The following is a 25132-nucleotide window of genomic DNA, read 5'->3' as shown; positions in this document are numbered from 1 at the left end:
ATTCACTGTCTTTTCAGCCACAAAGTACCTAAACGTGTTATTATGAAATTAATAAAATAACTACTCAGCTGGGCGTTGCATGCCGCCGGAAAGCGGTCTAAAAATCGAGTGAAAATTAGTCACTTGGGCTAATCACTAAGAAGGTGCTAGGCGAATGTTTAGAAATGTTTTTGACCGTAGCCAAAGCTTGCTGCAGCGGCTTCAACAATTCAAATTTAAGTTACCCGCTAAAGCGGCACAAAAAAATGACCCCACAGCGATCTATGTGGGTACATGGCTTTTTTATGATATCAAACAAGCCCGCCACCACCAACTTAAAATTTCACCACAATTAACCATCAGTATCGATGATCATCCATTAGCCGGTACCGTCACGACTTTAACAGCCCATCAACTATTATTTCTTGATCAGTACGGTTATGAATTACAGATTACAGCCGCCTACGAACGTCCATTTGAGATCTATGACGAAGCGGATCACCGTACTTACCCAATTCAACAAAATAAACATTAAATTGTTCACAGTCGCGCTGACTCAGGTGCGACTTTTTTATTTGCCGCGCCGCGTCTGCCCAATCACTTGGCGAATTTGGTTGAAGGTGACCTGCGTTTTTGCTGGTAAAGCCAAGCTGACTAGTAAAAATAAGGTATCCATGATACTGATCTGTGCCAACATTGAAGACAGTGCCTCAGAACGATACTTAGACTCATCAGCCATAGAAATAAATGTGACCGTACTTTTCTGCGCCAGTGGTGATTTAGCAAAACTGGTGAGTACGATCAAGGGTACCTGATGTGCTTGTAACTGGTGAACCAATTGCAACACTTGCTCATCCCGACCCGTGTGCGAAATCACCACCGCACAATCTTGTGCTTGTAGCCGTGCTGCCTGCATTAATTGCAAATGAAAATCAGTATTAAAATTCACATCTAGTGGTGTCCGCATGAATTTATGATAAGCATCCGCAGCTACAACATTCGAGCCACCGAGACCAAAGAAACTCACTTTGCGCGCCGCAGTCAGTAATTTGACCGCTTGCTCCAGATCACTTTGATCCAGTAACGCTAGTGTGCTACTCAATGAATGTTGGTTAGCAGCAAAGACCTTATGGGCCACGGTCAACGCGTCGTCATTAGCCTCCACTTCCTCAAACAATGCCCCATTTCGTTGGACTTCACTGATCAATGCCACCCGTAATGCCGCAAAATTTGCGTAACCCAAACTTTTAGCAAAGCGCGAAACTGTCGCTGTGGAAACTTTACTAGCCTGGGCTAAACTGCTAATCGTTAAATTATCAGGTAGATTTTGTGACTGCTGCAAAAATGTCGCAAGTTTCTTTTCTGCACTGGATAGTTCAGCTGCAAATTGCTGTACCCGCTGACTGATCTCATTCATCCGGTTCACCTCCGCGCTACCGCTACTTAATTAGCAAATAAGTCATAAAGGCGCTTCTTTGCCGCAATATTCTTACCACGACCGCAAGAAAATTTTTCAAGCAAATGCTATACAGTAGACTTTTTTCATTAGATTTAGTATAACATAAATGAAACTGTTGGAAAAATATTTTCATTAAAATGCACTTGATTTTAGAAAAATATTTTCGTATACTGCAGTCGATAACTTTTACGAAAGAAGGACGCAACATGAAACTAGGGATGATTGGTTTAGGTAAGATGGGCTTAAATTTGGTGACTAATCTGCAAAACCACGACCACCAAGTCATTGCGTATGATTTAGATGAAACCGCGCGGGCACAAGCCGCTAAAGTTGGTGCGCAGCCGGCTTCAGATACAACCGAATTAATTGCACAATTAGCAACACCACGGATCATTTGGGTAATGGTGCCGGCGGGTAAAATCACCCAAAGTGTGATTACTGAATTAAGCCAGCAGTTATCCGCTGGCGATATTGTCATCGATGGCGGCAATTCTTTTTATCGCGACTCGATTGCGCATAGCGAATTACTGGCTACCAAAGGCATTAACTTCTTCGATGTTGGAACCTCTGGCGGTATGGCCGGCGCATTAAATGGTGGTAACTTTATGATCGGTGGCGATCAAGACTTATTCAAAACGATCGAACCTATTTTTCAGTCAATCGCGGCGCCTGCTGGTTATCTTTATACCGGTGCAGTCGGTAGCGGTCACTATTTAAAAATGATCCATAATGGTATCGAATACGGCATGATGCAGGCAATTGCTGAAGGTTTTGACGTGTTGGAACACAGTGAATACAAATACGATCATGCTGCGGTTGCTGATATGTGGAACCACGGCTCAGTGATCCGCAGTTGGCTTATGGAATTGGCTGCAGCGGCCTTCAAGGAAGATCCAGGCTTGAAACATTTACAAGGTAAAATGTACTCCTCCGGTGAAGGTAAATGGACATTAGAAGAAGCCATCCGCTTGCAGGTACCCACACCAGTTATTGCGGCAAGCTTAATGAATCGTTACCGTTCACTAGAAGATGATACCTATACAGGTAAAGTAGTTGCAGCTTTACGTAATCAATTTGGTGGCCACGCCGTCGATAAAAAATAGTCCTTCTGAAGTACCACAGCATCACTAGACAATTAAGTCTACTGACGTTGTGGTACTTCTTTTTTCGCTTTGATTTCTAAGCAACTTTCACTGAATTTTCAGAAAGCCATGCTATAATCCGATTATTCTATTTTAGTGAGGATTTTTATTAATGGAACAAAATGGCTTAAAACGCGAGATGGGCTTAGCTTCAGCCTTAGCAACGGTAATGGGCACAGTGATCGGCGGTGGTGTCTTCTTCAAAGTTGCCAGTGTCACCACTGAAGCAGGCACAGCTAATCTCACTTTATTTGTTTGGCTGCTCGGCGGTCTCCTAACAATTTGTGCCGGCTTAACGGTTGCTGAATTAGCCACTGCCATACCCCAAACTGGCGGAGCAATCAAATATATTGAATACACTTATGGCAAACCGTGGGCATTTTTATTAGGTTGGGCACAAATGCTGATCTATTTCCCAGCCAATGTTGCGGCACTTTCGATCGTTTTTAGCACGCAGTTGATCAATTTATTTCATTTAACCGCTGGATTACTGATTCCACTAGCGATTCTATGTGCCGTCAGTCTGACGCTAATCAATTTTCTTGGTGCGCGTGTTGGCGGGGCGCTGCAAGTCGTGACTTTGATTTTCAAATTGATTCCGATCGCCTTGATCGTTATTTTCGGCTTACTAGCTCCAGCTCCAGTCCATTTTTCGTTGTTACCATTGACAGCAGCACCGGAACATAATTTCTGGACCGCCTTAGGTAGTGGCTTGTTGGCTACAATGTTTGCCTATGATGGTTGGCTCAACGTTGGTAGTATTGCTGGTGAATTAAAACGGCCAAAGCGCGACCTACCGTTAGCGATTGTACTTGGTTTAGCCTTGATCACATTGATCTATGTGGTGATCAATTTTGTTTTTCTCCGGACTTTACCACTGACCGCTTTGCAAGGTAATCTTAACGCGGCGGCTGATGCGGCCTTTCAGATATTTGGTAATTTAGGCGGTAAATTAGTGACGATTGGCATTTTGATTTCTGTTTACGGTGCGATCAACGGCTACACGCTAACGGGTATGCGCATCCCCTTTGCCTTGGCTTACGAAAATCAATTACCGTTCAGTCAATATTTACGGCGCTTAACCACACACACCAAGGTTCCCTACCTGGCCGGATTATTTGAATTAGCAGTGGCGATCATTATGATGTTACTTGGCAGTTTTGATTTATTGACTGATATGCTGGTATTCGTGATTTGGATCTTCAGTTGCTTGATTTTTATCGCTGTTTTTATTTTACGCCGGCGCGAACCAGAGATGGTGCGACCATACAAAGTACCCGGCTACCCAGTTATCCCATTGTTAGCTTTAGCCGGTGGTCTATTCATTTTAGTAGCCACCTTTTTAACACAGCCGAGCCTTGCTTTTACCGGCCTAGGATTGACTGCTATTGGATTACCACTTTATTATTGGCATCAATATATGCAAAAAAGAACGCATTGATTTGCGTTCTTTTTTATAGCCGTAACCATTTTTCTTTAAGCAAATGCTGTTGTACCACTTGCTGATCAACCGTGACGCCTAAGCCTGGTGTAGCGGCTAGTTGTAGGCAACCATGCCGTAATTCTAATGGTTGCTGCAAAACATCTTGTTTAAAATAACGCGCGCTGGCCGAAATATCACCTGGTAGCGTAAATTCCATACGACTAGCCAAAGCCAAATCAAAGGCTCGGCTAACACCGCTCGCCAACATACCGCCGCACCAAACTTGTATTTGCTGCTGCCGACAAAAAGCAACAATGGCCAATGCAGTCGTTAATCCACCGACACGGGTAATTTTTAAGTTGATTGCGCGACAGCTTTTCAAGGCCACCGCTGTTTGAGCATCAGCCAACGTTAAAATATTTTCATCTAAACAAATAGCAGTATGTAACTGTTGTTGCAACCATGCGTGTTGAACAAAGTCATCGTTAGCAAATGGCTGTTCGATCAAAGCCAAATCAAGTTGATCCAGCTGCTGTAGTGCTGGCAAATCAGCAGGCGTGAACGCCGAATTGGCATCAACTATCAGCGTTAATTGTGGATACCTTGCCCGAACAGCCGCAACTTGGGCCACATCAGCCGGTCCTGTCAATTTTAACTTGACCCGCTGATAACCAGCAGCCACACTAGCCGTGACCTGGGCTAATAATTCAGTCGTTGTCGCAAAATGGCCTAAGCTAATACCAACTGGAATTGGCCGCACGTTACCTCCAAGCAGGTGAGCTAACGGCTGCTGTTGTCGCTTTGCATATGCTGCCCACACTGCCGTTTCCACCGCGGCACAAGCAAGTTGGTTGCCACGTAATTGCTGCTGTAAATAGGTCGCCAGTTCGCTTGGCCGTGTAAACTCAAAGCCACGTAATAACGGCGCAATTTCGTGCTGCAAAACCGTCCATGCACTAGCTTGGGTTTCCGGTAAATAACGGCTATCCGTAAAGGCGGTAAGTTCGCCCACACCACTATAACCGTTGTCCAAATAAACGGTGACTAACGTTGTGATCCGTAATTTGGTCGTGCCATGAGCGGTAACAAATGGCGTCTGTAACGGCAGGCCGATCTGTTGTAATTGTATTTGGGTTATTTGCATTAGCAACCGTCCTTTAGCAGGTTAATAAATTGTTCCGGCGCTTCAAAATGAGTATTGTGTCCAGCATCAGTCAATACCACTAACTTGGCTTTTGGTATCAACCTTCGCAACCGCTGCGCAATCTGATAAAACTTTTGATCCTGGCCACCGACGATCAAGGTTGTCGGCGTCGTCATTTGCGGAAGTAGTGGCCAAAAATTAGGTTGACTACCAGTACCCATTTGTTCCAGCGAAGCCGCTAAATTTTCCGGGTTTTGTTGTAGGCGTTGTTGCCGCATCCGGTGTTGCTGTATCGGCGGCATTTGCCGTTGACTAACAAATAACGGTAATTGTTCCCATGCGGCCACGAAGGCTGGCAATCCGGTAGTACGGAGCTGAACCGCCAATTCATGGTCATGGCGTTGCCGCTGTTCACGCTGCTGCGGACCGGCTAGACCAGCCGTACTACTTTCTAAGTACAAATGAGGAACCAATTGTGGCTGTGCTAAGGTAAAACCCAGCGCTAAACGGCCGCCCATTGAGTAGCCAACTAATTTGACCTGCGTCACGCCTAATTCAGCTAATATTAAGGTTAGATCGGTTATCTGTGCAGCCATACTTAAGCGTCGTGCAGGCACGGTTGGTGCTTGCGGTCCAAAACCAATCAAATCCAAACAGATGCGATAACCATTTAGTTCCGCAGCAATGGGGGCAAAATCAGCCGCGCTGCCCATAAACCCATGTAAAAATAACCATGCTTGTGCTTGCGGCTGTCCCCAAGTCGTCAATCGATAAATTTGACCCCGAATATTGCATGTGCGTTTAATCATCACCGCTCAACTCCTGTTTCAAGCAACTAACCAAACGCCGATGTAATTGTAAATTATCTGCGCGTTGCGAAATCACTTCAATAAATTGCACCTGCATCTGCAGCGCTTGTTCAAATTCGACCAGTGTAGTGACTTTTTGGTACGAGCGCTGATATAGAGCTGCAACTTGCGCCAGATCAAGTGCTTGTGGCGTACCAAATAGATCTTCAAAATAATCAGTTGCAGCTGCCTGTGGTAAGAATGAGAAAATACCGCCACCGTTATTATTGATTACCACAATTGTCAATGGTAATTGATAACGGCGTAACATCATCAAACCATTCATATCATGGAATAGGGCTAGATCACCGATCAATAAATAATTGGCGCCACCTAAAGTCGCCATACCCGCGGCCGTCGAAACTACACCATCAATACCATTAGCACCGCGATTACAGTAAAGCTCACGTACCGCCTGACCAGAATAAAAATCTTCCACATCGCGAATCGGCATACTATTGCTGATAAATAGGCGACTAGTTGCTGGCAATAAACGATCCAACACCTGCACGCTCGTCACTTCATTTAACTCAGTTGGCACAGTTAGCTTGGTCTGCAGTCGCTGCGCATATTGCTGCCAATTAGCTAAATAGGTTGCATCTTGGGCTGGCATCACCGCCAAAAGTTCCGCCAATAGGAGCTGCTCATCTGCTGCCAAAACATGGGTGGTGGCCCGACTATAGTCAGCCATTTGCCGTTGTGCCCCAACCAAATAAAGCGGCACCGTTTGTTGCTCCAGCCACGTCATCAATGGCGCTGAAACGGGCGTGCTACCAAACCGAATGATCACATCCGGTTGTAAGGCAGCCGGCAATGTGGTTCGCGCTTGAAAAAGCAGATCAAAGTTACTGATCACCGCACCGCGTCCCCGTAGATTAGCTAAACTATCTGCCAAAAGTGGCCAATGACATTTTTGACTTAATGCTAACAAGGTTGCTCGGTAAGCGGAGTCTTCTTCTGGACCAGCAATCAATAAGACACGCTTACCTTGTAGCTGACCTGCCAGTTCAGTCAAAGCAGTCGGCGCTAAGGCCACCGTTGCTTGGGGTACTGTCACTGTTTTGATTTGCGGCGGCGTAACGCCTAAGTCTGGTAACAACGGTTTGCGTAGTGGTAAGTTAAGCTGAATCGGACCACGGGGCAAAGCCATTGCTGTCAATACGCTGCGCTGACTTTGAAACGCAATGAAGTCCGCGTTAGTCGTTCCCGGCTGTTGTAGTTCAAGCCGCTGTGATTGTTTGACTTGCTTCCCATATAGTTCAGTTTGATCGATTGCCTGCGGTGCACCAATATTAGTTAATTCCAGCGGCCGATCAGTGGTCAAAACGATCAACGGAATATGTAATAAACGCGCCTCGGCTAAAGCTGGTAAATATTCGGCAGCTGCAGTGCCCGAAGTACAAACTAGAGCCACCGGAACTTGCTGCGTTTTGGCCATACCCAGCGCAAAAAAGGCCGCCGAACGTTCATCTACATCAACAAAAATCCGTAGCGCTGGCTGCTGCTGTACCCGCTCCGCAATCAATAGTGCTACTGGTGTTGACCGCGAGCCAGGTGAAATCACAAATTGGTGGACCCCCTGCGCGATCAACCCACTGATCAAACGGTGCGTATTTAACGTTAATGTTTCATTTTGCATGATCAACACCTCGCAATAGTTGTAGCATCGGCTGAAACTTCAAAGTAGTTTCGCGAACCTCAGCAGCCGGTTTTGAAGCAGCCACGATTCCCGCACCGGCAAATAAAAACGCTTGTTGCTGCTGCACCAGCATCGAGCGAATTGCCACTGCAAATTCACCGTCACCGGCTAATGTTGCATAGCCAAAAGGCGCACCGAATAAACCGCGATATTCTGGTTCCAACTGTTGGATCAATGGCAACGCCAATGCTGCTGGCTGACCACCTAATGCTGGAGTTGGATGTAACGCCGCCACTGCCGTAAATAAATCAGCTGCTGGCTGTAGTTTGGCGGTGATCGGTGTATACAAATGCTGCACCTGTTGACTCTTTAACAATTGCGGCCGCGCTGGTAACACTAATTCCGTTGTCAAATTTTGTAGCCGCTGCTGAATTGCCGTGACCACGATCTGTTGCTCAGCACGATTCTTCTGGTCCTTTAGCAAGGCAGCCCCTAACGCCGCATCGGTGGCTGCATCTACTCCCCGCGCGGTCGTACCAGCAACGGCAGCTGTGGCTAAGTGTTGACCTTGCACTGCTACTAGACGCTCCGGTGTCGCACTAATGAACAATTGATCAGCAACCTTGAGTACCAAATGATAGACCTGTGTATGTACTTGACGTAATGCTAAGAGTAGTTGTGTCACACTGAACGGTTGAGCTGCCGTCACCATTAAAGTCCGCGCCAAAACAACTTTTTGTAAATACGCGTCAGTTTGTAGCCGTGTAACCACCTGCTGTACAGCTTGCTGCCAAGATGCGGCATCTTCAACCTGTTGTAGTAAGTCCACTTCGACCCCAGGTTGCACTATAGCCGGCAAAAATTGTTCAAAATCAGCTAAAAGATCAGCCGAGGCAAAAGCTGCTGCAGACAATTCAATCAACTCGGTTTGCCCACCAGAACGTTTGACCAAGAAACGCGGCAACATAAAATAACCATTAGCCAGCGCGCCCCATCCGTTATGCTGTGTGGCACCTGGTGTAGAAAAAGCAAAGCCACCTAGAATGGCAATATCCTGGCTAGATACCGCACTTACTAGTTGCTGCCGCAATTGCTTTACCCATGCCGCCACCGCTGTAAAAGCCGCCGGTGAGCTAGGGGTATAAGTTGCTACTGCACCAAAGCCATACCAAGCTACTGTTTGATCCGTGTTTTCAAAAACGGCGTACTGGTCCAACTGCACGCCACGACTTTCGTATTGCCGCCACTGTGCCGCAGACCAAGTCACTTTTGTTTTTCTTGCTTGTAACACTTTTTCACTCTTTTCACTTTGATTTCTCGTCTTATTATGCGCTACCAATACATAATTGACTACTATCTTTTCCGCTGAATAAAAAAAGCAGCCAACCCGCAAGTTTGCTGCTAAGTTACCTAATAAGAAAACCCATGGCTAGTCTGATCATTCATTAAAAAGTGACTGCACCGTTGCTAAATTTACAACTCAATCTACGCATATTTTTTGCCGCTGTCTAAATCAGTAATAGTAAATTATTCCAGCTCATAAAATAGTTAACTTTTGACACTCAATTAATAAATATTAACTTAATTTACTGATAGTAGTTGGTACCACTGGTTGCCGATCTCGCCGTGCCCGTAACGCTAATAAAATTGTGATCGTATCAACTGCCTCTTGGAAAAGCGCACCAAGTAAGGCTGGGATCACACCTGTTGCCGCGATCAGCATTAAAATAACCAAGATCACGATACCAGTTAAGACGTCACTTTTTGCGATGCGCATTGTTTCTTGGGCAATCCTCACTGCACGTGCCACTCGGCTAAGATCATCCTTCAAAATAACCGCGTCGGCCGACTCACTGGCAGCCGTGGCACCATGAGCGCCCATTGCGATTCCCACATCAGCTGCCGTTAACGATGGCGCATCATTGACTCCATCACCGACCATGATCACCGGCTGTTGTTCGGGTGCTACCGCCTTAAGTAAATTAATTTTATCCTGTGGTAAACAACCAGCGTGAACTTTATCCACACCAACAGCCTGTGCGATTGTTTGTGCAGTGGTTGCCTGATCACCAGTCAGCATCATCACTTGTTGCAAACCCAGTTGCCGTAAACGCGTAATCGTCGCCGCAGCTTCAGGACGAACTTGGTCGCTAAATTCAATATAACCAACATAAGTTTCATCAACCACAACGTGAATCGCGGTTTGCTGAGTCGGTGATTTAGTCACTTGCGGTGCCACATAATTCAATTTGCCGACTTTAACATGGTGCGCCGCCACGTCAGCGGTAACACCAGCCCCAGTTACTTCATTTAAATGGCTCAGTGGCAGTAACTCAGTTGTTCCAACGTAATCAACCAACGAACGCGCTAAAATATGGCTTGATTGTTGCTCTGCGCTAGCCGCCAATTGTAATAATTCAGCAGCACTCAAATGTGCTAGAGGCACAACCTTAGCTACCGTTAACTGGCCTTGAGTGATCGTCCCTGTTTTATCAAAGGCGATCGTGCGGGCACGGGCTAATTTTTCAATAGTCGTGCCAGTTTTAACAATAATACCGTTCCGGCTAGCCCGACTCATCCCTGCAACTAGCGCGATTGGTGCCGCCAAGATCAGCGGGCATGGCGATGCAACCACCAGCACTTCCGCAAACCGTACTGGATCGCCAGAGAACACCCATGCTGCGCCGGCAATCAATAGTGAGATCAAAGTGAACGGTACCGCATAACGATCAGCCATCCGTACAAAGTGAGCTGGCTGCGCTTCTGATTGTTTAACTAGCTTAATAATCGCTTGATACTGGCTGTTAGCAGCAATTTGATCAACGACCATCGTCACGGAAATATCACCGTTAAGCGAACCCGATAATAATTCAGCGCCGACTGGCTTTTCAATCGGCCGTGCTTCACCGGTCAGTGACGCCTCATTAAAACTAGAAACACCACTCAGGACACGTCCATCCACCGGCACGATCTCCCCTGGCTTAACCACCAAATGATCACCAACTTTTACCGCAGTTACTGGGATATCGGTTAGCTGATCATTCACTAGTTGGTGCGCGACCTGCGGCGAATTATCCAATAACGATTTTAATTCCAAGCCGGCACGCTGCGCAGCATAATCTTCCAGTGAATCACCACCAGTCAGCATAACCAAGACCAGCAAACTAGCCCAGTATTCGCCCACCGCTAAAGTAGCGACAATGGCCATGATCGCCAATAAATCAATACCGTATTTACCTGAACGCAGCGTTCTAATCATCTCAATTAACATCGAAAATGCCATCAATGTCCCTAAACCAGTGACCAAGATTTGCGCTATTACTGGTTGCCCAAAAACAAATTGCAAGATCAACGCGACAATACCGATCACGACCGTCGCAGCCAATTTATAACTATGTTTCATCGCTGATTCCTCCTCCCTTGCTTCCACTCTAACACCACGACTAAACTAACGAAACTAATTGGCGATGGCGCGATACAACAAAAATAAAAAAACCAGTCATAGCAACTAATTGGGTGAGCAGATTGCTGAATACCGCTGTTGAACTAGTTGATAACTGATTTCACTTCAATATATTGCTTAATTTTAATAAGTTTCGTATAACGACTTACCTTCAGCTAATTCAGCCTCTAATCGTTTTAATTCACGCTGTTTTTCTGGTGGTAAATCAGGACGCGCAACAAGATGGCGAATTTGCTTAATAAAAACATGTTGAATACTATAATGCTGATTCTGCAATAACACTCGTACAGTAAATTTAACTACTAACTGATCACCGGTACACAAGCGAAAAGCTGACCCTGTATGTTCAAATAATCGCCGCGGGTAACTCTGCTGCCATTCATACTGCTGGCCCTTTCGATCTTGGAGTAGTAAATAATACTCACCCGACTGGCGTTGCCACGGCTCAACGACGGTTAAAGTTAATTCATCACGTTCCCCATTACGATATCCCATGATTTAACCACTCCTCTTGCTAACATCATAGTTATTATAACAGTAAGTAAGCGGTTAAATCAATAGTCGTTATCATAAAAATAAATTTTTTCTTTCAATAAGCAAAATAGGCCTAGTAAATAATAATTGGACGCTAACAGCAGCATTCAAAAATATAAATAAATGACCGACCGTCGTTTCGACAGTCAGTCATTCACCTGATAATAACCTATTAGGAGTGTATCTTTAATATAATTCATTTTAATTTAGCGCGCAATAAATATACTAGCAAGTAAATCGATCAATCTATCAGTGGTGAAATAAAAGCGCTAATTTGCATTAAATTCAAACTTTATCTCATAACTATAATGTGAAAATTACATAGAAAAAGATACTTATTTTTAGACCAGCAATTATTGTAACTGACGCAATTGTACCAATAATCGTTTAGCCGTAGCGAGATCCATCGTTGTCGCCTGTTGTAAAGCTGCAACCACTGCTGTAACTTCGTTTGGTTGCGCACCAGCGGTCACAGCTAAACTTTTAGCCTGCAATAACATATGGCCCTGCTGAATACCAGTGGTTACCAATGCCTTTAAAGCCGCTAAATTTTGGGCTAAGCCTAGTGCGCAGATTACTTGCATTAACTCTTCAGCTGAATCGACTGCGGCTAAGCGCTGGTTAGGTAACACCGCCGGTAATAATTTAGTCGCACCACCAACAAAACCGACTGGTAACGGTAAAGTCAATTCTCCCCGCAGTTCAGCACCATTGACCTGCCAATGGCTAAGGCCACGATACTGACCATCACGCGCAGCATAAGCATGAACACCAGCTTCAATTGCGCGAAAATCATTACCAAAGGCCAGTACCACTGCATCAATACCATTCATAATACCTTTGTTATGCGTAACCGCCCGATATGGATCTATCTGGGCAATATGGCTAGCCGCTACTATTTTCGCTGCCACGGTTGCCCCGGAAATAGTTGCAGTCGCCAAAACAGCTACCGGTATCGCAACAGTAGCTGTCACCGTGCTTTCAGGTATATAATTCGACAAAATACTCATCAACGGGGTCAGCGCCAATTTAGTTTGCAAGTAATCAGCCACTGCCTCCAACATAGAATTTAACATGTTAGCCCCCATTGCTTGCTGCACATCAACTGCTAAATCAATTGAAAGCTCTTGTGTGCTCAACTGACGTACCCGCAGCCAACGTGCTCCGCCACCCCGTTTTTTCAGTGAGGGATGCGCCTGATCAGCCACTTGTAACAGTTGTGCTTCTTGATCAGTGATCTGATCCGTGATTGTTGCAATATCCAGCACCTCAGTTAGCACGATCTGCCCAATCAACAGCCGTTGTGGCTGCGTTGCCGTAAAGCCGCCACCAAATGCAGCTAAGCGAGCCCCATTACTGGCAGCAGCAATCACTGAAGGCTCTTCAGTCACCATTGGCACCTGATGTAACTTGCCGTTGACCAGTACGTTGCGCGCAATCCCTTCTGGCAAAGCAAAAGTGGTCAACTGATTTTCCACCAATTGCCCAGCTCGTTCTTGAGTTAATCCAGTATGATTAGTAAAAAATGCTGCATCCCGCAGTGTTAGCATTTTATTTTTAACTAAATAGGTGATCCGTTGTAAACGATTAAGTTGATAAAATTTCTTGGCCAAGAAAAGCACTCCTTTAAGTAACATGTTAATGTGATAAGATTCTATGCCAAAATAGGTACTGGCTTAACTTCTATGTTCATCCCGCACGTACCATTGACTGAGAGGATCAATTCACCCTTTATAACGATTTGTATTTCATTTTAACACGTCACTCATTAAGAAAATTCATCAACTTGGTTAAAAAATGCCTTGAAATGTTATATACTTATGCTTGTTGACGATTTGTAAGTTATTAAAATATTAATTGAGGTGGATTTAGATAATGAAAAAGTTTTTGGGGATTCTCGGGGCAACAGCAGCAGCCTTTTTGTTGGCCGTCGCACCTGCAGCAACACCAACTCACGCAGCTAGTAAAGCCGTCACCGCTGAACTAAATAAAAAGGGCACCCTCCAGATCGGTTTGGAAGGCACCTATCAACCTTATGGCTACCATGAAGATGGCAAACTGACTGGTTACGAAGTTGAAGTCGGTAAGGCCGTTGCAAAGAAAATGAAGCTCAAACCTGTCTTTGTCGAAACACAATTTGACTCACTGATCGCCGGTTTAAACGTTAATAAATACGATCTCGTATTGAACGACATGGCTGTAACTAAACAACGTAAAGCCAAATACCGTTTCACCACTCCGTATATTTACAGCAAGTCCGAATTAGCAGTTAAAAAGGGCAATAAAGATATTAAGAAGATCACGGATATCAAAGGTAAAAAGATGGCCCAAACTGCTTCTAGTAATAATGCGACCGATGCACGTAATTTAGGTGCATCGATCGTCTCAAGTAGTGGTTTTGAACAATCGATCGAATTAGTTGAACAAGGTCGTGCCGATGGGACGATCAACTCAGTTGAAGCATTTGGTGCTTATTTGAAGCAAAAGCCTAATGCTAAAATCAAATTGATCTCCGGTGGTTCAAAATTAGAAACACAAGAAATCGCGGGTATGTTGAATAAGAAAGATAAGAATTTGAACAAATCCGTTAATAAAGCCCTAAAGAGTCTACAAAAAGATGGTACTTTAAAGAAAATATCACAAAAATACTTTGGTACTGATGTAACTAAAAAATAACGATGCACGTTTGAGAGTGGGACAGCGGGTCATGGCGTCATCCAAATCCGGATGAATACCAGCTGGTCCACTCTTTCTACATATATCGCACGAAAGGATGTTTTTCATGTCGAGCAGTACTTGGGAAATCGTGACCTCTGCTTTACCACAGATCATTACCGCCGCGATCCAATACACGATCCCACTAACCTTAATTTCATTTGTTCTCGGCTTACTATTGGCATTGCTCACCGCGATGGTGCGCTTATCGCCGATCCGTGGACCATTCCAAATTATTCGCGGCTTATTTTGGGGTTATGTTTGGATTTTCCGTAGCACACCACTATTAGTTCAATTATTTATTGTTTTCTTCGGTTTACCTAACCTGGGTGTTCAGTTTAGCCCGTGGACTGCAGCAATCATTACTTTCACACTAAATGTCGGTGCCTACAGTTCGGAAACGATCCGTGCAGCGATTTTGTCGATTCCTAATGGTCAATGGGAAGCTGCCTTAACGCTAGGCATGACCCGACGTCAAGTACTTTTCCGCATTATTTTACCGCAAGCCGTACGTGTTTCTTTACCACCATTATCCAACTCATTTATCGGTTTAGTTAAGGACACCTCATTGGCTTCCAGCATCACGATCGTAGAAATGTTCACTGTTGGTCAACAGATCTCAGCTAAAACCTACGAACCCCTACTGTTATATTCACTGGTTGCGCTCGTTTATCTAGTGATCTGTACCGCACTGACGATCCTACAAGGCTACTTGGAAAAATGGACGTCACGCTATGTTCCAACACAACATTAATTTAAGGAGGGCCCTATGCTAAAACTTGAACACGTTAATAAAATTTACGGCGAGCGCCACGCGCTAAACGACGTGAACATCGCCTTTCCTGAACATAAAACCACCGTGATCGTTGGTCCTTCTGGTTCCGGTAAATCGACGTTACTGCGCTCATTGAATTTACTGGAACGGCCGGAAAGCGGCTTGTATCACTTCGATGATCTAGAATTAGATTTTAGTAAAGCAATTGCCGAAAAAGATATTCTGAGTATTCGCCGCCAAACTGGGATGGTTTTCCAAAGTTTCAATTTATTCCCTCATTTATCTGTTTTAAAAAACGTCACTGAAGCGCCGATTCACGTTTTGAAACAATCACCGGCTGCAGCGACTTCAACGGCTAAAGGCTTATTAGCCCAAGTTGGTTTAGCGGACAAAGCGGATCAATTTCCGACGGCGTTGTCCGGCGGTCAACAGCAGCGTGTTGCCATCGCCCGCGCTTTAGCGATGAAACCGAAGTATATGTTCTTCGACGAGCCAACTTCAGCGCTGGATCCTGAGCTAGAAGCTGACGTTTTGCGCGTCTTATTAAAGCTCGCCCAAGAACACAACTCGATGATCGTGGTGACACACAATATGGAATTTGCTCGCGGTGTTGCTGATCAAATCATCTTCTTAGAAGAAGGCGAGATTCTCTACAGTGGTGATCCCAAAACCTTCTTCACCGAACCAACGGAACGGATCCATGATTTCTTGTCCGCAATGAATTTCATGGTCAAATAACTAAAAATGGTGGCTCTTTGTCAAATCCTGTTGATGAATAGCTTTTACAGAGTTGAAAGTCATGCGACTTTCAACTCTGTTTTTTCATTGGTTTTGTTCTCATTTGCCGTAACTTAATACGTGAAATCATATGATGGTAATTACGGAATCCAAATGCTGTGCGTTGAATTTGTTTAATCATTCGATTCATGCCTTCGACTGGGCCATTCGTATAGTCCGATTCACTGGCGTTGAGTACAACCACTAAGTTCTTTTTGAACGTTTGAAACACTGCTTTCATGTAGGGACTTATATTTTGACTTGTATATAGATCTTCCACAAGCTTGTCTTTGTCTTGATTCTTAAGGTTTTCCATGATGCTTTGCATCGACTCGTACGATGCTTTAAGTTCTTCGTTAATTGTCAGTCCTTGTTCTACACGTTCTAGTTGTGTGAGTTGTTTTCGCAGGTGTCGGTCATAAAAGACATGTTCCTCATCTAGATTTCCGGCATACTTCAAATAAAGCCGCCAGGCGAACTTTAACGTGCGATATTCATAGGATCTTTTATTGTACTTTTTCATGGTTTGCACCCGAGTTTGATTAAAAGCTCGAGTCATCATTGCAACGATGTGAAAGCGGTCGATCACAATTTTTGCCTGCGGAAACATTGCCTTGGCAATGTCTTGATAGTAACTATTTAGATCTACGGTAACTGTTTTGACACGTGCTCGAACACTTGCTGGAAATTGTTTAAAATAATCAGTAATACTTTGCTTGAATCGGTCTGGCAGAATTTGTTGAATTTCGTGCTCACCAGCGCCATTAATACAGATGAAATGGAGCCGACCACCAATTCCTCTAAATTCATCCATGGCGAGATGAACCGGTAGATAGTTAAGATTTCTGCGAAATAAGTCATCATAGTTGTCTAAGTAACGACAGACAGTGCTAGCTGATATGCCGGCATCGATCGCAATGCTAGCTTGAGTGCGGTCGTCTTGTAGACTCATAAACACTTTCTGACGCGTGGCTCGGGAGATACAACAGTACTTGTCTACCACATCAGAAGTAGCCATAAACGACGCTTTACAATTACGACAAATGACGCGTTCTTTATGGAGTTCTAAATAAACTGGTTCACTCGCATTCGCTGCCAGATAGGTCACGCGTGATACGTAGTGTCCATTATGACTTAGCTCGCAAAAGCCACAGTTAGCGCAATGTTTCTGGTCGAACTTAACCGTGGCTATATATACTTTTGCGCGCTTAGCTTTAATCACTTGATAGTTATATTTGTAAAAAACTACATTTGGGTCTTTAATACTGAGCGCAAATTTTATATTATTATCTACAGGGTCCATAAGTTTTCACGTCCTTTAAAAAAGATGCTGTAGTGGGTGGATTTTTTAGGTGCGAGGCTTATGGGCCTTTTTTATTTTGCACTAAAAAATCCTGCTAATAGATTACCATGTTAAGTAAGCTATCAACAGGAAAAAGTATAGAACCAAAATGGTGCTGCAATCAATTAAGGTTGCAGCACCATTTTTAGTTAACTTTACTGCACATCCCCCTGCTCCTGCAATTGACTGATGTGCTCGTACAGAATGCCTTCACGTACCCCATTCTGCGAGAAAACCACTCGATCAGAGTCAAGAAAACGTAAAATCGTCACAATTGGGGTCATACCACCAGCAATAATATCGGCCCGATCCTTAGCTAAGCCAGGAATTTTTTTACGTCCCGCCAAGTCTTTACTGATCACTTTAGCGTAGACATCATTGACCTCAGCAACATTCATGCGAAAACCATGAATATCTTCAAAATTCAGCACATTTTTACCCTTGCGTTGAATTTTGGCTAGTGTCCGATTACTCCCCCCTAAGGCAATGATCGGTAAATTTTGGCCACGATGCAGCCACCAAACACCATTGAATAACCGATTCACAAAAGTAGTCTCCCAGAACAGATCCTCTGCTTTTAACTGATCAACGCCATTCTTATAAAAAGTTTCGGTCAAATTAACCGCACCGATCGGTAAACTGATCAGATTCTGGACCTTGCCATTTTGTACCAGGACTAATTCACAGCTAGCACCACCAGTGTCCATAATGACACAATTGGTGACCGGCAAGGTGTTGATAACACCTAAATAGTCGTAGTAAGCCTCCATTGTGCCGGGGATCACTTCGATTTTCAAGCCATCAACCTCGTCCGCGACACGCTTAATAAACTTTTTTTGATTTTTAGCGCTGCGGACCGCTGCCGTTGCCACTGCACGCAAAGTTACATTTGGCAACTGTTGATAGATTGCCGCAAATTTTTGCAGCGCGGCGATTGTCCGCTCAATCGCCGGCTCCTGTAAGATCTTTTCCGTGCCCATATCTTCCGATAAACGTACCATTTCTTTATGCTGTTGGACCGCACGAAAACTACCATCACTATCAATTTCCGTCACTGACATCCGTACCGAGTTAGAGCCTAGATCGATGACCACAAAATTTTCCATCCTGTACGCTTCCTTTTATTCAAATTGAATATCTTTACTTAAACTACTAATCGTCATCTACCGGCGACCATGGCTTTTTCATTGGCGTAAAATGCGTCGGTGGTGTTGCTGGCTTAGTGGTTGCCGCTTTTTGTTCAGTATTCGCCACCGTCACTAAATGCGCCTGCACATCCAATGGCGCTAATCCCCGCCGATCGACTTTTTGATAACTGCCATCAGCTTGCAGAACTCGCGTTTTTAAGTTGTCTTGCCACATTAACTCATAAATTTGTACGATTTGTGCTTTAATATTAGGCTGCAAAATTGGAAATAATAACTCGACCCGCCGACTGAGATTACGATTCATTAAATCGGCTGACGAAAGGTATAGTTTTTCCTCGCCACCAGCATAAAAATAGTAGATTCGACTGTGTTCCAAGAAACGGCCGACGATCGAATGAACCGTTACGTTCTCACTGATACCAGGTAACCCGACCTTCAAACAACAGATGCCACGAATGATCAAATCAACTTTGACTCCGGCAGCAGCGGCTTCGTAGATTTTTTCGATCATTTGTTTGTCTGACAAAGAGTTCATTTTCATCCGAATCAGTGCTTTTTTACCGGCTTTGGCGTTGGCAATTTCATCGTCGAAGCGCGCATTCAAAAACTTGCGCAACGTCAGCGGCGCAATGTTTAATTCAGCAAAATGATCGGGTTCAGAAAAGCCTGACAGCATATTAAAAATGTTCGAAGCGTCGACGCCCATTTTCGGATCAGCCGTGAATAAGCCCATATCCGTGTACAAGCGTGCGGTCACATCATTATAATTACCGGTTGCCATATGCATATACCGGCGAATGCCATCACTTTCGCGACGAACGATCAACAGCAATTTACAATGCGTTTTCAAACCGACTAAGCCGTAAATCACATGGCAGCCTTTCTTTTCCAATTCGGTGGCCCAATGCACGTTGTTTTCTTCGTCAAAACGGGCCTTTAATTCAACTAGCACGGTGACCTGCTTACCATTTTGTGCCGCCGCCCCAAGATACTGAATGATTGGCGAATCGCTGGACACGCGGTACAGCGTCATCTTAATAGCCAGCGTTGCTGGATCATTGGCAGCTTGCTTGATCAGCTGCACCACCGGATCAAAGCTATCATAGGGGTGATGCAGAAACAGATCTTGTTGGCGAATCGCCGCAAACAGATCGGTTTGCCGCAACGCCGGCTGCGTATAAGCTTTAAACGGTTGATATAATAATTCAGGATGATTTTTAACAGCTTTGACTAACTTACTTAAAACAGTCAAGTCGATGGGGCCTTTGATATCGTACACATCGGCTTCGTGGACTGCCAGCGCCTTGATCAAGCGTTTACGCAATGTTTTGCTAGTTTCGGCTGCTAACTCTAAGCGCATCACTTTCGTGTGCTCACGCATCGCCAGCTGATGGACGATTTCTTTCATTAAATCAGAAGCATCTTCTTCGGCCACATCAAAATCCATATCACGGATCACGCGGAAGGTCTGGACCTCTTTAACTTTGAAGCCAGTAAATAATTCGCCGATAAATGGCTTGATCACTTCTTCCAACAGAATAAATTGATTTTCGCCAGGTAAAGTAACCACCCGCGGAAAAACATCGGGCACTTGGACCATGGCAAATCGGCGATCTTTTTTCTCCGCGACATCAGCCTTAACTAAACGTAGCGCTAAATTCAGCGTATTATTGCCAATAAACGGGAACGGCCGCGATGCATCCACAGCTAGCGGTGTCAAAACGGGATAGAGTACTTGATGAAAATACTGACTACAAAAACTCAATTGTTTTTTTGACAGTTGGCTATAGTCTAATAAATTGATGCCCACTTTTTCCAATTGAGGTAACAATGACCGCGTCCACGTCGAATACTGTTTTTCAACGAGGGGATGAATTTTGGCACTTAGCGCCGCTAACTGCGTGGTCGGTGACATCCCGGCAGCATCGGGTTTGGAATAAGCCACTGCTTGCATTTTCCGCAGTGAAGCTACCCGCACCATGAAAAATTCGTCTAAATTACTTTGGGTGATTCCGAGAAAGCGGACCCGTTCCAACAACGGATTGTTTTTGTCGCGGGCTTCTTCCAGTACGCGATCATCAAAATCGACCCAGCTTAATTCACGATTAACAAAATATTCCGGCTTAGCAAAATTCATCATAAACTCCCCTTCCGCTGTAAAATCGGCTGCAGCCCATAAACATTAGTAAAGAAGTCAGCTTTCTGAGCGAAAGTCCATTTCTCTAACTCAATATCCGTTTGCGCAGTGGCAGTAATTGTGACCGTCGTGCGGCGAATACTAACGCTGATAGCGCTAATTTTTGTTTGATGACTGTCATCCAGCGCATCAGCCAACCGTAAAATTGCGGCCAGCTTAGCAATCACTAAGCGTTGAATCAACGGTAACTGATTAAAATGGCTCAGATCCGCCGACGGTGCCGCCGAGCTATGGTAACGGGCCACTGCAGCCACGATCAATTGCTCCGTATGATCCAATCCCAGAATTTCACTTGCACGAATAATATATTCGGAATGAAAAGCGTGCTGATTCGCATCTAAGTACAGCCCCGTATCTTGCAAGATTGCCGCCAGTTGTAATAATAAGCGCTCCCGCCGGCCTAAGCCGTGAATCTTACGTAAACGATCAAATAACTGCACCGCAAATTTCAAAACTTGCTTTTGGTGGGCACTATCAATATTGTAGCGTGCTGCCACGTGTTGTGTTGCCGCGATCACTGCCGCATCAAAGTCCCATTGCTTATATTTGCCATTATGACTACCTAAATGCACCACAAAACCATCGAGCAATTTAATATTCGACAACCAAATCGTTTCGGTATGCAAAGTATCAAAAATCTCGTCTAATAATAAGAAGGTCGGTGCAACCTCATTAGCCTCAATTTCTGGTAATTGTTCGTCATTTTGTAATTCTTGCGGTGACAATGTCATCACTTGATGGTAACGCTGATTGAATTGCTGATGGGTGATTGCCAAACTTCGCTGGCCTTGCGGAATCATATTTTCCAGCAAGGTCAATTTTGACCCCATTAAGATCACTTGAGTAAAGGCCACCTGTGGTAAAAAGCGCAAAATATCCAATAACTTGGAATGGATATAGTCGGCTAAAATATCTTCATAAGCCGTTGCGCGATGTTCCAGTTCGGCCATGCGTTGTGCCACCTGCATCGGGCCTAATTGCAACTCCCGAGTTAAAGTCAATTCACCATGCTGAAAGACCATTAACGTAATCGAGCTAGCGCCTAATTGCAGTAAAACAGTATTCTGCTGACATAAACGCTTAAAATTAGGCAAATAAACCGCAGCGGCTTCATAACGAAATAGTAATTCTTCACTGACCGTTGTAAAATGAACCGTTAATCCCGTTTTCGTATAAATTTGATCACGCACAAAATTGATATTTTCTGCTGACGTAATCGTGTGGCTAGCTACTACTCGTTCGTCACTGACCCCATAATCACGCATCAATTGTTGAAAACCGCGTAACGCCTCGATTGCTGCGTTAACTGCATCAAAATCGATCCCACCATCAGAAAATAAACGCTCACCTAAGGCCACCGGCGCGCTGACTCGTTCGATCACTTCTAATGTTCGCAAATTAACGATACTCAAATCAAGACTTTGTGCACTCATTACGATCGCACCAAAAAGTTTTGGCTGCACCATTTTGCCACCCCCATTATAAAACGGTTACTCAACTTCATTTTAACAAAAAAACCGGCGCTTGCACGACGGAACAACTTATTCTATTCAATTATTAGCGGTTGAGCGCTGGGTTGCTGTAACCAAGCACTTTGAACCGTGTGTTTCAATAAAATTGAGGTGGTGATCGTCCCTACACCACCAGGTACAGGCGTTGCTGCTGCCACGATTGGGTGAATTGCTGGCCAATCGACATCACCAACTAAGCGCCCATTAACGCGATTGATTCCAACGTCGATGATCACTTGCCCCGCATGGACCATGGTTTCATCGATCAAATTGGGAACACCTGCACAGGCGACGATCACATCTGCATTTTGACAAGTCTGCTGCAAGTCCAGAGTCAACTTATGCGCCACCGTCACGGTGGCATCACGATTCATCAGTGCTAATGCCACTGGCTTGCCTACAACCATGCTTTTGCCGACCACAGTCACGCGCTGACCCGCTAAATTGATCTGATAATAGTCCAACAGCGCCATTACTGCCTCAGCCGTACAAGGATAAAAACCACTTTCGATGTCAAAATAGTTGGCCGCCTGATTCAGCCGACTGATACTGTCAACATCTTTGGCTGGTGCGATCACTTCGGCCAATTGTGCCACCGCTAACTGTGACGGCAGAGGCTGTAAAACCATGATCCCATGGACGGCAGTATCTTGATTCAGTTGTTTGATTGCCTGCACCACTATCGTTGGTTGCACATCCGTTGGAAAATCTACTATCTGAACGGCAACTTGGGCTTTAGCAAACCGATTTTGAATCGTCCGTGCATAGCTCTGTGCAGCCGGATCTGCGCCAACACGAATCAAAGCTAAACAAGGCACAATACCTTGTGCACGTAATTGTGCAACTGGCGTTTCCAAAGCAGTAAATAAATGTTGAACTACTGGATGACCACTGAGAATTTTCACCAGATCACTTCCATTTCAAGAAATCATCACCGCATACTTATTGTAGCTTAGCCATAACCTGTTGATAGACGCGCTGACAGCGGATCACATTATCATTGACCAATGCTGCTGCCTCAGCATTTAACGCCAACGCTTGCTGGCGGTCATGCATTAAACGCGTATTGATGTAGACGTTTAGTACTGCACCCTCTAAGGCGCTACGACAAGTAACTGCCGCTACGCCAACGTCACTTTGCATGATTTGGCTGCCCTTAGTCACTAAACTTTCAATCAAAGGGACTAAACTGTCTAATTGCCGTAAAACAGCTAATGGCACTGACGTCGCTTGAGCCAGTGCTGCCTCTAAAATTGCCGCACGTTGCGGCGCTTCTTTCGGAATGCGATAGGCGTCCGCTAACGGTGCAAAAGCTGCAGCATCGGCAGGAATCTGCGCCAATAAATCTGTGATCAGTTGCTGCGTTGTCGTTAAAATCTGTGCCAGCTCATCTGTATAGACCGCGTATTTCTTTTTACCTTGGGTCAAATTGACCACCATACTAGCCAACGCTGCTGCAGTGGCACCACTTAAAGCACTCGCACCACCGCCACCAGGAGTTGGTGCCTTAGACGCAAGCTCGTGCATAAATTGCTCAAGTTCCATTCTGTCACCTACATTCGTTATTGGTTGAAATTAGTTTACGCTGAAGCATATGCTAGATCAATATAACTGCCTCACATTAATCGAAATAATTGATACCAATTGCGGCTCGCACTTCAGCTAAAGTCTTATTGGCAACTTCATTTGCTTTAGCGCTACCCTTAGCCAGAATATCATACACCGCAGCAGGATCCTGCGCATATTCTTCGCGACGCTGACGAATTGGTGCCAAAGCAGCCTGTAAGACTTCGTTCAAATAGCGTTTCAACTTAACATCACCTAAACCACCGGCTTGATACTGTGCTTTTAATTCAGCAACATGGGCCTGATCCTCAGCAAAAACATCCAAATATGTGAAAACCACGTTGCCTTCAACTTGACCTGGATCTTCAACATGAATATGGTTAGGATCAGTGTACATCGACATAACTTTCTTTTGGATCTCGTCAGCAGAATCAGCCAAGTAAATAGCGTTATTCAGTGATTTGCTCATTTTAGCATTACCGTCTAAGCCAGGTAATCGGCCCTGACCTTTAGGTGGAAAAACGCCCTCAGGTTCAACCAATACATCCCGTTGATAAATATTATTAAAACTGCGCACGATCTCGCGAGTTTGCTCCAACATGGGTTCCTGATCATCGCCAACCGGAACCACACTAGCCTTAAAAGCCGTAATATCAGCTGCCTGACTAACTGGATAAATCAAAAAGCCGGCTGGGATGCTTTGACCGAAACCTTTTTGTTGAATTTCACTTTTAACCGTTGGGTTGCGATTCAACCGCGACACATTGACAATATTCAAATAGTGCATCGTCAATTCATTTAAAGCTGGAATCTGCGACTGAACTAAGATCGTCGATTTAGCCGGATCAATTCCTACCGCCAAATAATCTAAAGCAACTTGTAACAAACTATGCCGAATCTTTTCTGGATCACGCGCGTTGTCAGTTAATGCTTGCATGTCTGCAATCATGATGTAAGGATCATAATCACCAGAATTCTGCATAGCCACCCGCGTTTTTAATGAACCGATATAGTGTCCAATGTGCAACTTACCAGTTGGCCGATCACCCGTTAAAATTACTTTTTTTGTCATATCCATTTCCTTCTTTCATAAAAAAAATCCTATTGATATTACTATCAATAGGACGCTCAATGTCGTGGTACCACCTAAATTGTGCCGCCACTGCGACACCACTCTTGCTTAAGGCGCAAACACCGCCACCGCTACTTAATTCACGCTGGCACTCTAGGGCCCATTCACCGTTAGCGACCGCCATTTCGCACTAACCAATGACTCGCTTTAGATCCACTTACGGCTACTCTTCCCCGTCAACATATTAACTTAATTGTACCGATTTCATGGTGCGGTGTCAAAGTGTCAGTCACCGTGTTCGACTATGCTCAATTACTGCGTAACTTTGCTGAAGTTGCAACGACACTTTCTGACAAGACTTATTTTATTATGTAATTCAATGACGCCACTAAAACGCC

The 25132-nt window shown here is 44.7% G+C and carries 21 protein-coding genes and 1 other annotated feature; of the genes, 6 read left to right on the top strand and 15 right to left on the bottom strand.

Going from position 1 to position 25132, the window contains the following annotated elements; all coding sequences use genetic code 11:
• The first annotated feature begins 154 nt into the window (after positions 1 to 154).
• A complete protein-coding gene (locus tag LC20001_RS03205) occupies positions 155 to 514 on the top strand; it encodes a DUF4828 domain-containing protein (RefSeq protein ID WP_010010894.1) in 360 nt (119 codons plus the stop codon).
• A gap of 36 nt (positions 515 to 550) precedes the next feature.
• Here LC20001_RS03205 and LC20001_RS03200 read toward each other — a convergent pair whose 3' ends face one another.
• Positions 551 to 1396 carry a MurR/RpiR family transcriptional regulator gene (locus LC20001_RS03200; protein WP_010010891.1) on the bottom strand — a complete coding sequence of 282 codons (846 nt, stop codon included), beginning with the start codon at positions 1394 to 1396 and terminating at the stop codon, positions 551 to 553.
• Positions 1397 to 1608: 212 nt separating this feature from the next.
• On the opposite strand from LC20001_RS03200, the gene gnd reads away from it, so the two are divergent.
• Both gnd and LC20001_RS03190 read left to right on the top strand, forming a co-directional pair.
• Entirely contained in the window at positions 1609 to 2541 is a 933-nt protein-coding gene (gnd, locus tag LC20001_RS03195; RefSeq protein ID WP_003677204.1) for a phosphogluconate dehydrogenase (NAD(+)-dependent, decarboxylating), read from the top strand.
• Between the two features lie 151 nt (positions 2542 to 2692).
• Positions 2693 to 4021 carry an APC family permease gene (locus LC20001_RS03190; protein WP_010010889.1) on the top strand — a complete coding sequence of 443 codons (1329 nt, stop codon included), beginning with the start codon at positions 2693 to 2695 and terminating at the stop codon, positions 4019 to 4021.
• Between the two features lie 13 nt (positions 4022 to 4034).
• Here the strand turns inward: LC20001_RS03190 and menC are convergent, their stop codons facing one another.
• The 7 genes from menC to LC20001_RS03155 all read right to left on the bottom strand — a co-directional run bounded on the left by menC (position 4035) and on the right by LC20001_RS03155 (position 13244).
• Positions 4035 to 5147 carry an o-succinylbenzoate synthase gene (gene menC, locus LC20001_RS03185; RefSeq protein ID WP_010010888.1) on the bottom strand — a complete coding sequence of 371 codons (1113 nt, stop codon included), beginning with the start codon at positions 5145 to 5147 and terminating at the stop codon, positions 4035 to 4037.
• Positions 5147 to 5956: a 2-succinyl-6-hydroxy-2,4-cyclohexadiene-1-carboxylate synthase gene (gene menH / locus LC20001_RS03180; protein ID WP_010010887.1), complete on the bottom strand. Its 810-nt coding sequence runs from the start codon at positions 5954 to 5956 to the stop codon at positions 5147 to 5149. The genes menC and menH overlap by 1 nt, the downstream gene beginning before the upstream one ends.
• Positions 5949 to 7634, bottom strand: coding sequence for a 2-succinyl-5-enolpyruvyl-6-hydroxy-3-cyclohexene-1-carboxylic-acid synthase (menD, locus tag LC20001_RS03175; protein ID WP_010010885.1), 1686 nt, complete (start codon positions 7632 to 7634; stop codon positions 5949 to 5951). Before menD ends, menH begins: the two co-directional genes overlap by 8 nt.
• Positions 7624 to 8925: an isochorismate synthase gene (locus tag LC20001_RS03170; RefSeq protein WP_010010884.1), complete on the bottom strand. Its 1302-nt coding sequence runs from the start codon at positions 8923 to 8925 to the stop codon at positions 7624 to 7626. The genes menD and LC20001_RS03170 overlap by 11 nt, the downstream gene beginning before the upstream one ends.
• A 285-nt stretch (positions 8926 to 9210) precedes the next feature.
• Positions 9211 to 11037: a heavy metal translocating P-type ATPase gene (locus tag LC20001_RS03165; RefSeq protein WP_010010883.1), complete on the bottom strand. Its 1827-nt coding sequence runs from the start codon at positions 11035 to 11037 to the stop codon at positions 9211 to 9213.
• Positions 11038 to 11220: 183 nt separating this feature from the next.
• The gene (locus tag LC20001_RS03160; RefSeq protein WP_010010882.1) at positions 11221 to 11592 is read right to left on the bottom strand and encodes a hypothetical protein; all 372 of its coding nucleotides are present in this window, start codon (positions 11590 to 11592) and stop codon (positions 11221 to 11223) included.
• A gap of 392 nt (positions 11593 to 11984) precedes the next feature.
• A complete protein-coding gene (locus LC20001_RS03155) occupies positions 11985 to 13244 on the bottom strand; it encodes a hydroxymethylglutaryl-CoA reductase, degradative (protein ID WP_010010881.1) in 1260 nt (419 codons plus the stop codon).
• A 262-nt stretch (positions 13245 to 13506) separates the two neighbouring features.
• Here LC20001_RS03155 and LC20001_RS03150 point away from each other — a divergent pair, with 262 nt between their 5' ends.
• The 3 genes from LC20001_RS03150 to LC20001_RS03140 all read left to right on the top strand — a co-directional run bounded on the left by LC20001_RS03150 (position 13507) and on the right by LC20001_RS03140 (position 15859).
• Entirely contained in the window at positions 13507 to 14307 is an 801-nt protein-coding gene (locus LC20001_RS03150) for a transporter substrate-binding domain-containing protein (RefSeq protein WP_010010880.1), read from the top strand.
• Between the two features lie 106 nt (positions 14308 to 14413).
• Positions 14414 to 15100, top strand: a complete 687-nt coding sequence (locus tag LC20001_RS03145; protein ID WP_010010879.1) for an amino acid ABC transporter permease — start codon at positions 14414 to 14416, stop codon at positions 15098 to 15100.
• A gap of 15 nt (positions 15101 to 15115) precedes the next feature.
• Positions 15116 to 15859, top strand: coding sequence for an amino acid ABC transporter ATP-binding protein (locus LC20001_RS03140; RefSeq protein WP_003677222.1), 744 nt, complete (start codon positions 15116 to 15118; stop codon positions 15857 to 15859).
• Between the two features lie 70 nt (positions 15860 to 15929).
• Here LC20001_RS03140 and LC20001_RS03135 read toward each other — a convergent pair whose 3' ends face one another.
• The 7 genes from LC20001_RS03135 to trpS all read right to left on the bottom strand — a co-directional run bounded on the left by LC20001_RS03135 (position 15930) and on the right by trpS (position 24734).
• Positions 15930 to 17201, bottom strand: coding sequence for an ISL3 family transposase (locus LC20001_RS03135; protein ID WP_099267111.1), 1272 nt, complete (start codon positions 17199 to 17201; stop codon positions 15930 to 15932).
• A 194-nt stretch (positions 17202 to 17395) separates the two neighbouring features.
• Positions 17396 to 18346, bottom strand: coding sequence for a Ppx/GppA family phosphatase (locus LC20001_RS03130; protein ID WP_003677224.1), 951 nt, complete (start codon positions 18344 to 18346; stop codon positions 17396 to 17398).
• A 46-nt stretch (positions 18347 to 18392) separates the two neighbouring features.
• Entirely contained in the window at positions 18393 to 20525 is a 2133-nt protein-coding gene (locus LC20001_RS03125) for an RNA degradosome polyphosphate kinase (RefSeq protein WP_010010876.1), read from the bottom strand.
• Positions 20525 to 22051, bottom strand: a complete 1527-nt coding sequence (locus LC20001_RS03120) for a Ppx/GppA phosphatase family protein (protein WP_010010875.1) — start codon at positions 22049 to 22051, stop codon at positions 20525 to 20527. Before LC20001_RS03120 ends, LC20001_RS03125 begins: the two co-directional genes overlap by 1 nt.
• Positions 22052 to 22131: 80 nt before the next feature.
• A complete protein-coding gene (locus tag LC20001_RS03115; protein WP_010010873.1) occupies positions 22132 to 23001 on the bottom strand; it encodes a bifunctional 5,10-methylenetetrahydrofolate dehydrogenase/5,10-methenyltetrahydrofolate cyclohydrolase in 870 nt (289 codons plus the stop codon).
• A gap of 37 nt (positions 23002 to 23038) precedes the next feature.
• Complete coding sequence (locus tag LC20001_RS03110; protein ID WP_010010872.1) at positions 23039 to 23641, bottom strand: cyclodeaminase/cyclohydrolase family protein; 603 nt, start codon at positions 23639 to 23641, stop codon at positions 23039 to 23041.
• Between the two features lie 76 nt (positions 23642 to 23717).
• Entirely contained in the window at positions 23718 to 24734 is a 1017-nt protein-coding gene (gene trpS, locus LC20001_RS03105) for a tryptophan--tRNA ligase (protein ID WP_003677229.1), read from the bottom strand.
• A 45-nt stretch (positions 24735 to 24779) separates the two neighbouring features.
• Positions 24780 to 24983: a binding site (T-box leader), on the bottom strand.
• Positions 24984 to 25132 lie beyond the last annotated feature (149 nt).

This window comes from Loigolactobacillus coryniformis subsp. coryniformis KCTC 3167 = DSM 20001, assembly GCF_002706425.1.
In the GTDB taxonomy this organism is placed as follows: Bacteria; Bacillota; Bacilli; order Lactobacillales; family Lactobacillaceae; genus Loigolactobacillus; species Loigolactobacillus coryniformis.
Note: the sequence above shows the minus strand (reverse complement) of the source record. Positions and strands in the feature narration are given on the sequence as shown.

Coding starts and splice junctions, on each gene's coding strand:
- LC20001_RS03205 (WP_010010894.1), top strand. CDS start 155: ATGTTTAGAAATGTTTTTGACCGTAGCCAAAGCTTGCTGCAGCGGCTT.
- LC20001_RS03200 (WP_010010891.1), bottom strand. CDS start 1,396: ATGAATGAGATCAGTCAGCGGGTACAGCAATTTGCAGCTGAACTATCC.
- LC20001_RS03190 (WP_010010889.1), top strand. CDS start 2,693: ATGGAACAAAATGGCTTAAAACGCGAGATGGGCTTAGCTTCAGCCTTA.
- menC (WP_010010888.1), bottom strand. CDS start 5,147: ATGCAAATAACCCAAATACAATTACAACAGATCGGCCTGCCGTTACAG.
- menH (WP_010010887.1), bottom strand. CDS start 5,956: ATGATTAAACGCACATGCAATATTCGGGGTCAAATTTATCGATTGACG.
- menD (WP_010010885.1), bottom strand. CDS start 7,634: ATGCAAAATGAAACATTAACGTTAAATACGCACCGTTTGATCAGTGGG.
- LC20001_RS03165 (WP_010010883.1), bottom strand. CDS start 11,037: ATGAAACATAGTTATAAATTGGCTGCGACGGTCGTGATCGGTATTGTC.
- LC20001_RS03160 (WP_010010882.1), bottom strand. CDS start 11,592: ATGGGATATCGTAATGGGGAACGTGATGAATTAACTTTAACCGTCGTT.
- LC20001_RS03150 (WP_010010880.1), top strand. CDS start 13,507: ATGAAAAAGTTTTTGGGGATTCTCGGGGCAACAGCAGCAGCCTTTTTG.
- LC20001_RS03145 (WP_010010879.1), top strand. CDS start 14,414: ATGTCGAGCAGTACTTGGGAAATCGTGACCTCTGCTTTACCACAGATC.
- LC20001_RS03140 (WP_003677222.1), top strand. CDS start 15,116: ATGCTAAAACTTGAACACGTTAATAAAATTTACGGCGAGCGCCACGCG.
- LC20001_RS03135 (WP_099267111.1), bottom strand. CDS start 17,201: ATGGACCCTGTAGATAATAATATAAAATTTGCGCTCAGTATTAAAGAC.
- LC20001_RS03130 (WP_003677224.1), bottom strand. CDS start 18,346: ATGGAAAATTTTGTGGTCATCGATCTAGGCTCTAACTCGGTACGGATG.
- LC20001_RS03125 (WP_010010876.1), bottom strand. CDS start 20,525: ATGAATTTTGCTAAGCCGGAATATTTTGTTAATCGTGAATTAAGCTGG.
- LC20001_RS03120 (WP_010010875.1), bottom strand. CDS start 22,051: ATGGTGCAGCCAAAACTTTTTGGTGCGATCGTAATGAGTGCACAAAGT.
- LC20001_RS03110 (WP_010010872.1), bottom strand. CDS start 23,641: ATGGAACTTGAGCAATTTATGCACGAGCTTGCGTCTAAGGCACCAACT.
- trpS (WP_003677229.1), bottom strand. CDS start 24,734: ATGACAAAAAAAGTAATTTTAACGGGTGATCGGCCAACTGGTAAGTTG.